8 protein-coding genes are annotated in these 9,170 nt (G+C 46.7%); 5 read left to right on the top strand and 3 right to left on the bottom strand.

Annotated elements, in window-relative coordinates; all coding sequences use genetic code 11:
- The first annotated feature begins 22 nt into the window (after positions 1-22).
- Entirely contained in the window at positions 23-2,356 is a 2,334-nt protein-coding gene (locus tag AC15IQ_RS06210; protein WP_483177902.1) for a hypothetical protein, read from the top strand.
- Between the two features lie 21 nt (positions 2,357-2,377).
- Entirely contained in the window at positions 2,378-4,651 is a 2,274-nt protein-coding gene (locus AC15IQ_RS06205; RefSeq protein WP_483177900.1) for an Hsp70 family protein, read from the top strand.
- A 52-nt stretch (positions 4,652-4,703) separates the two neighbouring features.
- Here the strand turns inward: AC15IQ_RS06205 and AC15IQ_RS06200 are convergent, their stop codons facing one another.
- The 3 genes from AC15IQ_RS06200 to AC15IQ_RS06190 all read right to left on the bottom strand — a co-directional run bounded on the left by AC15IQ_RS06200 (position 4,704) and on the right by AC15IQ_RS06190 (position 5,616).
- A complete protein-coding gene (locus AC15IQ_RS06200) occupies positions 4,704-4,919 on the bottom strand; it encodes a helix-turn-helix domain-containing protein (RefSeq protein WP_483177898.1) in 216 nt (71 codons plus the stop codon).
- Positions 4,920-5,081: 162 nt separating this feature from the next.
- Positions 5,082-5,354, bottom strand: a complete 273-nt coding sequence (locus AC15IQ_RS06195; protein WP_483177897.1) for a type II toxin-antitoxin system RelE/ParE family toxin — start codon at positions 5,352-5,354, stop codon at positions 5,082-5,084.
- Complete coding sequence (locus AC15IQ_RS06190) at positions 5,347-5,616, bottom strand: type II toxin-antitoxin system RelB/DinJ family antitoxin (RefSeq protein WP_483177895.1); 270 nt, start codon at positions 5,614-5,616, stop codon at positions 5,347-5,349. Before AC15IQ_RS06190 ends, AC15IQ_RS06195 begins: the two co-directional genes overlap by 8 nt.
- A 231-nt stretch (positions 5,617-5,847) precedes the next feature.
- On the opposite strand from AC15IQ_RS06190, the gene AC15IQ_RS06185 reads away from it, so the two are divergent.
- Genes AC15IQ_RS06185 through AC15IQ_RS06175 form a run of 3 tightly spaced genes read left to right on the top strand, consistent with a single transcriptional unit; the run spans position 5,848 to position 9,170 of the window.
- Positions 5,848-6,723, top strand: a complete 876-nt coding sequence (locus AC15IQ_RS06185; protein WP_483177893.1) for a hypothetical protein — start codon at positions 5,848-5,850, stop codon at positions 6,721-6,723.
- 60 nt (positions 6,724-6,783) lie between these two features.
- Positions 6,784-7,947, top strand: a complete 1,164-nt coding sequence (locus AC15IQ_RS06180) for a BREX system ATP-binding domain-containing protein (RefSeq protein WP_483177892.1) — start codon at positions 6,784-6,786, stop codon at positions 7,945-7,947.
- A complete protein-coding gene (locus tag AC15IQ_RS06175) occupies positions 7,944-9,170 on the top strand; it encodes a BREX system ATP-binding domain-containing protein (protein ID WP_483177891.1) in 1,227 nt (408 codons plus the stop codon). The genes AC15IQ_RS06180 and AC15IQ_RS06175 overlap by 4 nt, the downstream gene beginning before the upstream one ends.

Raw genomic sequence — 9,170 nt, 5'->3', positions numbered from 1 at the left:
GATCAATAAGGGGGACTAACAATTGCCTACGCGATACGATAAGGATGCGACTGCTCGATGTATTGAGTTTTTCTCTTATAAGAGCTATAAAGAATGGGCAAAGTCTAAGGGACTCAATGCAGCCATGGGAGCAGAAATGCTCAATAGCCTGTTCAGAGCTGAAGCACAAAGCTTGGAGAAGATACTTGCGGAGCAAGTCGATGCTCTTCTGGCGGAAAACAATCTTGAAGAGTATGTTAACCTGGTGTCACATGCTAAAGGGCCTATGATTAGGATTTTGGCTCAACGTTTAAAGGACTCACAATATGCGGCATGGCTGTCACCTCTGCTGGAAAAGTACCATACCGCCGAGCCCGCCGGTCAACTTGCACTGCTCAGCGCGTGTGAGAAACTGGGTGATTGTTCTCATTTGGATAACCTTAAAGAAATCGAGAATAAACTGGCCTCAACTAAGAAGCCTGACAAAGGTAAACTGGAATTAGCCCGCAAGGTGAAAGGTCTGATAATTCAGATTGGTGATAGAGATAATATTCTGGCACTATTGAAAACCAATACTCCTTCACTTCAAGCCATACAAGATTTTTCTATAGAAGACCTGCATCCCAGACTGGCACAATTATCTATCAATGAATTACTGAGCTGGCTCAAAGTGTTGAAAGAATACCCTGCCTTTGAAGAACAGGCGCGCAATCATGCATTGAGTCTTCTTGCCCCATCGAAATCCAAGCCCAAGCCCAAAATGTCTGCGTCCATTTTGAGATATTGTACGACCATATTGGCATTTTTTGGGGCGGGGATAAAAGATAAAGTTCTCATCGACAGTGTATGCAAATTGAGTTGCATCGAGCAGCAGCAATTGTTTGCAGTTCTTCCGCCAAAGGTACGTAATGAGGTAATCAGAAAACTGTTCAGCAGCCCCTCTAACTTGGAGAATGGGATACGGCATTTGGAGCAGCATCACGAACTCATACCCATATTTAAAGACTCCTTGGTAAAAGCATTCGAAACAGGTTCTATATCAGCCAAAGTCAGAGCGGCAAGACTCCTGCTTCGCTCAAAATTACTGCCAACTGCCAAGACAGAGGATTTTGTAAAGAGAACTGCCCTGTATATGGAACTGGCCGACCATTGGCAAGATCGCGCTGAAGTGTATCTAGAGTTGTTGGGCTATAGCGGCGGCCGCGAAGTTCCTGTATTGCACCGTTGCAAAAAACGTGATGCATTGCTGGAGGATCTGCACAAACGGAGTCCCGATTCAGTGCCCAATATTTTGATTCAGGCATTGGATCGCTTCACGCCTCAATTGGACAGCGTGTCTGATCTGGTATGGTTGTTGGAGAAATTAGCCGTCTATACCGAATACACTCACGATCGTTCACTCCACGATGCTGTTCTCAGAGAATTACGAGCCCGTCCCGACAGCATAGAGTTGTTTCAGAAAAGTAAACCGGTAACATCAAACTATCGACATGTACTGGCAACCGCTCTCAACGAGTTCTATAGCAAGCCGGGTTATGACCTGGAAATTCCGCAATCAGAGCAGTTGCACCAATATACAGATCTGTCTGCAGACATCATGGATGATTGGTTGCGCCGCAGTGCAGACCTTCTATCCGGACTGATATTTTTCACCCGATTGGGTATGGCGGATTTAGGCTTCCGAAAGGCTTATTCACATCTTATAGAAATCAACTGGCCTTCGTCAGCCATTATTTTTCTATCTTATTTAAATCAGGCGCGCTCGAATCTAGATATGCAACGATCTCAATTGTCCGGGGAATTGCGCCAGTATCGAGTCGAGTGCTTAAATAGAATCAATAAATCAATAGCTCACATCACCGCTTGCGCAAACCAATGCCACCCCGCAACCGCAGATTATATAGGCGGATATTTTCAGGATTGCCTTTCGATAGTTGAGGACATCCTGGTCAGTCAGGAACAGCAGCTGGATACTGTTCTAAAATCAGAAACGACAGACATCGCCAACCCAGAAGACTACCTGATGGCGTGGGAACAGGTACTTTTCGATCATCAGAACCTACAGTCATTCATCCCACTACAGTATCAGGTGAATTTGCGAATCCTGATGGGCATAAGCCTAAATATCGAAAGAGCCTTTATATGCCTCCAGGAAGCGCCGATAGATGCACAGCAGGCCGTACAGGCCTGTATAGCAGAGATGATATACGCTATCGGTGGCCGATTGATAACTGAAATTGGTGCTTCCAACTCGGGTTTTGATCCAGCAATACATCGAAGCAATCAGGACCTTCAACCCGGTGACGGGATACAAATAATATTTCCAGGCATCTGCATGAACGATGGTACCCTGGTTAGGCATGCTATGGTCAAATAGCTGGACGATGGGGGGATACGGATGGCTATTATAGGTATTGACTTTGGGACCACCCGTTGCGCAGTAGCAAGATGGTCAGGAGATCAGAGACAGGAACCCCAACTGATTAATCTGGACGAAAAATCCAGAGTGGATAAACAGGTTATCAAGACGATAGCCCGGTTATCTAATGGTGTAGAATTGCGCAACTTCAAACTGGCTGCTGACCAATCAGCGCGTGGAGAAGTATCGATCAAACGGATAATAAATGCAGTACCACAGTTTAAGTATGATCAGATGGAACAGTGTTTGATTCCGATAAACAACGATCCTGAGTACCAGTTGGAGGTTAAAAGGCATCCAATTCCCAAGAGCGGGGGTGGGGTATATCAGGAGCATGAACTGGTTGAATCATTGGATTTCATATTCAAGGATTTATATGAACGGTCACGTCAATTCGCTGCAGCTGAGCGAGTAGTGGTAGGACTGCCGCTGGGTTATTCAGAATTGGGAAGGAAAAGAATCATCAATAGTCTGATAAGGGCTAAATGGGCAGCAGATAAAAATGCTATAATTCTTTTCCCTGAGCCACTGGCTATAGCGCTGCGCTGCGGTTTGGATTACAAGCAGTCAGGTACGCAGCGGGTCATGGTTGCGGACCACGGCGGTGGAACCCTGGATATGTGCATCTTTGACCTGACAGCTATCGAAGGGGATTTCCATATCAAGGTTTTGAGCCAGATAAGATGCGATATGGCGGGCAACCGATTTGATGAGTACCTGATGGAATGGGTCGGAGAACGCGTGCCGCAACTGACCAGGAGTTACGAGGTCAAGAGAGCCTCAGAGATAGAGGACTACCCTCTGTGGGATGCGATAGAGGAAAGTAAAATATCCCTTTCAAGCAAAACAACCACCACTTTAAAGCATCCCTGCAGGTTTGGAGAACTCAAAATAAACATATCACGTTCTGACCTAGAGGCAGCCCTTAAACCCGGCCTGGACTACATACGTACACAGATCACAGCACTACTACGGCAAATAAACGATGGTAAGCCTGTTGAAAAGGTATTCCTTGCCGGCGGCAGTTCACGGATGCCCTGTATTACAAAACTTTTCAAGGAATGTTTTAGTCATGCCGAAGTAATAAATGACTACAGCGGCAATGGCACACTAGCTCAAAGTTTAGCTTTGGTACCTCGATATCGCGATCTGATCGAGCGCCTGTGTGAAAATACTTACGGGATCTGGGACTATAAGAACAAGAGAATAGTTGTATTGGTTGAAGCCGGGACTTTAATCACCCCTAAAACCAATTTGATACAAGCTAAGAGGAACCAGATCATTATGGAAGGTGAAGGGCAGACAGCACCATTAATCGTGTTCGATAAACAAGGTGGAAGATGGGAACCTATCTATCAAATACACATAGATAAAACCGGGGCTAGGTCAATCGATTTGATACCGGGCTTGGATAATGAGTCGGGGGTGATCACCGTCAATCTTGAGGCAGGTGGTATTCCCGTAAAATCACAGATATTAAACTATAACGAATTAATTAATCACGCTCCACCAGTAGTGCATATGGGACAGATAGCCAGAGTGGACAATGGTGCGTCAAATTATTTCATTAACTATATTAGAGACATTGCCACAGGGCAAGAGGTCGACATGGCTGTAGGTAAAATGGAATCCTACAGATTGCATTTACGCCAGTATCGAATCGATGGTGAACGCAGGGAAAAGCTTGAGGACAATAGTAGACTTTCAGTGTTAGTAATGAGTCAAATTGATGGTGCTGAATCTGTGAATGTAGAAACCCTAATAAACAACAATAGCTTTCAGCCCGTTTTAAACATCGAAGGTCATCTATTTTCGATAGTTGCCATAGATGAGGTGGAGAGAGCCATCGCGCAATACGAAGTCGAAGCTTATCGAGCAGAGGCAGCGACAACGCTACAGCCAGATATCACTGTATCAAACCATGAAATAGGTGACACTAAAGATGCCTTGATTCAGTTAGTCACAGAAGAAATTGATAGAGCCTATGAGAAAGGCAAAACCGTAATGAAGCGGGAACTTTTGCAAAAATACGTTGAGATTAAGACTGCAAAATCAAAGATTAACACTACCTCGCTTAAAAACATAATAGATGAGTGGGACGATTCAGATCTAGATAATTTGATTGAAAACGCTTTTAGGCTTTCGTCCTCAAGTGACATATATAATCTAGTTACAAAAGAACTATACAAGAATAAAACGAGACGTAATATAATGACGGGCCTATCTGGTCTACTCAGGATACATGATGATTAGTGGGGAATAGCACAGTGAAGTGCATATCGGCTGTGAATGGGTGAGGTAAATTCTACAGCCATGGGGCTTTGTCAACCTCATCGCCGCGCAAGATGGGGAGCAATTTGGAATATAGCGGTTCTGGCACGTTTTTAAGTGGGGTATCGTCAACCCGATGTATGATGCTGGGTTTTATCTTGAGTGTCTGCGCCAGCTCATTGGCGGTGTAGCCCCGGTTCTTGCGGAGCTCTTTTACGGTTTTGTTGCGGAAACGGAACGAGAAGAACATCCTAATACCCTTTGCGTAGGTTTTATTTATTCCAGCTAGCGCCTTCGGAAAAAAGAATAACTGTTCCGGCATTGGTAGCCGATTTAACTTGTGAAATCGAGATATTCAAACTATTTGGCATTACCTAATAGTTCATAGCTTCTGCAATCGTGTGCCGACAGACTAAAACAGGTCACTATGTGTCCCGGTTCGTGTCAAAGACAGTATTAAGATGTCTCTTTCAACCTTATAAACTAACAGCCAGTCAGGGGTTATATGGCATTCCCGATGCCCGGCATAGTTACCGGCAAGAGGATGATCAAGGTACTTATAAGGAAGCGCCTTTTCGTGAACCAGCAGGTTAAGGACTTCTTCTAACAGCCGGACATCATAGCCGCGCCTGACAACTGCCCTGAAGTCTTTTTTGAACCGACTGGAGTACCTGATTCTAAGCATTCAGATCCTCCATTAACGCACTAACGCTGTCAAAGGTTTTGCTCATATTTCGATTGTGATTGACATCATCAATTGCAGCTAGGGTTTCGGCATTTGGCCTTTCAATACGGAGATCAAAAGGAATGCCGCCGTAGCGAACGGCATGCCGCAGGAAAATATTCATGGCTGTGGACATATTAAGCCCCAGTTCGGCAAATAAGGCCTCAGCCTTGCGTTTTAATTCCTCATCTACACGAATATTTAAGTTGGTCGTGCTAGCCACAGTATCAACTCCTTTCTACAGCTTGATAATATCGTATTATATGCATCAATGCAATCAAATAGATATATTTGCTTTGCGCTGTCATTACAATAAGAGAAAAATATCGAGGAGAGTCACGCCCACTCCGCAAAAACGTACCGTTTTTGCAGGAATTGTGTAACTATTTCTAGAAAATTTTACTAAAGTGTGGATTAAGCGCATTTGGATATTTTTGTAAGGAGTGGTCCCCAGGTGCCTGAGAATATAGACGGTTTCAACGAAACTCAATCCTTTAAAGAGATCCAGAAAGAAGCTAAAAGTTTAAGCAAATGGTTTGAAAGCATAGCTAAGATAAAAGCATCCGACCCCCAGGCTTTAGCGCAATTAGATAAGGCCTTGCAGACTATGCCCAATGATGCGGAGTTCATTCATCACTATCAAGCCTATAAAACCAAGGCGCAATCCTTTGTCACTACTGCCCGCCATAATCGCGCCAACAACATTAAACGCCTGATCTCTGCCTACATCAGGGACGCACAGCAGAGCGGCAAAGCTACCCGCGAGTTTATCAAAGGCTGGCGGATCGGCCCCTTGGAGCTGCAAATCAACTTTGAACAAGCCATGATCAGCTTCTGTTACAACCAGGAGAATCTGACCAAGTGGCAGTCAGTGGGTTCTGTGGAAGATATCCAAAAGGCCGAAGGGACCGCCTTAACGCTATTAGAGAAGGCCGCTCTGCCTCCTGAATTGTTGACCAAGGTATTCTGGGAGGCTTATGTGGAAGCCCGCAAAAGGAATTCCCGCAGCCTGGACCAATCGCTGGTGGCAATTAATGATTTCTACCGCGAGGTTCGCATCGCCCTGGTAAGAAGCAGGTATGAAACCAAAAAACCTCACCTTAAACTGGACCGCTTTGTTGAATTCCCTAAGTACGCCTTTTTATACAACCTCGATCTGTACCGCAGTATGACATCCCAAATCCCTGCAGAGATCAAGCTAGCCTGGCAGACGGGCAGTATGAGCGAGGTCAATAAAGGCAATGGGGTAGTAGTAAACGGCTTGGAGGCCGCTAATGAATACAGGTTTATCTGTTATGTAAAACAAGCGCAAGAAGGAAATTTGAGATGACCACGGCAGCCGAGGCCAAAAGGCACTTGAATAGGCCCGGCACCAAGAAGGAAATCAGATATGTACCTAACAGATGTCACTCCTGATGCTATAATAACCGCCTTGGAAACTATGGCTGAATACGGTGAACCGCCACAGACCAACGCCTCAGTCTTTGATGTTGGCAGTGATCACTACCTGAGGTTTTTTGTCGAGGAGATATGCGACCACCTGGTAGCTGGTGGCGGCTCTACCTGCCGATTTTTTGAGGGGCCATATGGAGCCGGTAAAACCCATCTGCTCAAACTATTGGAAGAGCGGGCCTTGGAAGCAGGATTTGCAGTAGTAAGGACCGACCTGTCCTCGGACCTCCGCCTGGAGGACTGGAAGGCCATCACTCGATATATTCTCCAGAATATGCAGGCCAATATTAATGGTGAACCGGTGCGGTCATTGTTTAATATCGTGACCTCCTTAGGCCGCCAGGGAGCGAAAGGCCTAGCGCAATTAAAAACCACCCCTATGCCCCATCCGGGATTTAAAAACGCCATCTTTCAGGCCGTTCAGCAGAGTAATAGCAACACCACTAAGGCGAATTTGCTGCGCGCTTTCCTGCATGGCGATAAAGTAACCGCAGCGGACTTAAAAAGGGCCGGTATTTATGGGGTCAAGAATTCTTTAAATGAACGCAATGCCGAAGCATTTATCAAGACTCTCATTGAAAGCCTTAACATATTAGGCCTGTCTGGCTTCATGTTCCTATTCGATGAGAATGAAAAATCATTTCAGCCTAAAGGCGGCAAGCCCAACCAAAAGCAACTAAATGCGGCTAATCTGATGCGCCATCTGGTGGACGGGTGCATAACCGGCACCCTGCCTCGCACCATTGTGGTCTTTACCATACTGCCGGGATTCCTGGAAACCATGATTATACACTATCAAGCCCTGGGGCAGCGCCTGGCCATGGTAAGAGATCAAGGCATAAATGGTTCCTGGCGCTGGCCTGTTTTAGGCCTGGAACAAGTCAATACCGCTCGGGAAGCCGAGCTATTCCTGGAACAGTCGATTGGCCGCTTATGTGCAGTAGTCGAAAAATGCGGCGCATCCTGCCAAGGTCTGGCTGAGACCATGAACCAGCAGGGTACCAGGATAATCGAACAAAACGCCGGCAGCGGCTACAAGCGGGACTTGATGAAAGGGCTCGCTGTCTTAGCGATGGAGCGGATAAGGGGGAGAGAAAGGTGACTATTGATTACATCGGCATTTTAGAGACCATGGCTACCAATGGGGTGGCACCGGCAGCGGGCTGCAGCCTGTTCGGGGTTGGCTATGAAAATGTTTTCGAGCGCCTTAATAAGGTATATCTGCAAAACCGCATTGCCGTTCGCGGGGGATCAGCCGAGAAGTTCGTGGTGGGTCCATTTGGCTCCGGAAAAACCCATTTCTTGCGCCAGCTGATGGAGATCGCGGCCAATCAGGGGTTTGCCACTTCAGAGGTCAGTTTGGACAAAGACCTGGATTATAGCAACCGTCTCCTGGTTTATAAGGAAATCGTCCGCAACCTGCGCATGCCCGACTCTTCCGGGCGGGGCATGAGAGAAATGCTGACGGCCTCTGCAAAGAACGTGCAGGGTATGCTGCCTGACCCCGATGCAGCCGAAGCAGCTTTTCAAGGTTGGCTTAATGGCATCACTGACCATGATTTTAAGTTGGACAAATTCGCGCGTGTAGCCCAAAAGGCAGTCAGGTATTATGACCAAGAAGATCAAGACGGTTTCAAGACCGCCTGCCAGTGGCTGGAGGGAGCCTTTGATAGTAAAGAAATAGCCAGTCGTCTGGGAGAACAGCCGGTAAAAGGTGACGAATTGAAACTATGTGCCAGCCAGGCCATGTTCTCCATGTTCCAGTTTATCCGCTATGCAGGATTTAAGGGAACCGTGGTGTGCTTGGATGAAGCCGACATCGGGTTCCAGCAAACCAGCAAAGATAAAATACAAAAGATTCTGGCCTTATTAAGGGCCGATATCGGGGTAATAAACGACCTGGCCGGTGGTGCGGTGTTTTTCGTCTATGCCTTAACCGATGAAGTGGTACAGAGCATGATGCAATACATGGCTTTAAAGCAGCGCATCGACACCCCCCCGGGACAGGGCTTCATGGACGGGAATGATTACGCTGCCTTGATCAGTCTAACGGCACCCACTGACCGGGAAGCAGAACTGAGAAAAATTGGCCATCGTCTGGCGGATTTGCTTTATGATCATGCCGGGATGCCACTAGCCGTTGATAAGAGCCAGGCCATCAATAAAATCAACCAGATCGCAGCGGATATCATCGAAGAGGACATATCCAGCAGCAGCCGCAGGGAGATGACCAAACGCACCTCCACACTGCTGTTAAACATACTCAACCGTGGCTCCTTGGAGGCCGCAGCCGCAGTATCTCCGCTTGAGGAAGATGAGGTATAG

It is taken from the genome of Syntrophomonas sp. DTU019 (assembly GCA_913757435.1).
Classification (GTDB): Bacteria; Bacillota; Syntrophomonadia; order Syntrophomonadales; family Syntrophomonadaceae; genus DTU019.
This window is presented reverse-complemented; position numbering and strand designations above follow the sequence as displayed.

What these genes read in the sequence shown, in the direction of transcription:
- AC15IQ_RS06205 (WP_483177900.1), top strand. Translation starts at nt 2,378, where the DNA reads ATGGCTATTATAGGTATTGACTTTGGGACCACCCGTTGCGCAGTAGCA.
- AC15IQ_RS06200 (WP_483177898.1), bottom strand. Translation starts at nt 4,919, where the DNA reads ATGTTCTTCTCGTTCCGTTTCCGCAACAAAACCGTAAAAGAGCTCCGC.
- AC15IQ_RS06195 (WP_483177897.1), bottom strand. Translation starts at nt 5,354, where the DNA reads ATGCTTAGAATCAGGTACTCCAGTCGGTTCAAAAAAGACTTCAGGGCA.
- AC15IQ_RS06180 (WP_483177892.1), top strand. Translation starts at nt 6,784, where the DNA reads ATGTACCTAACAGATGTCACTCCTGATGCTATAATAACCGCCTTGGAA.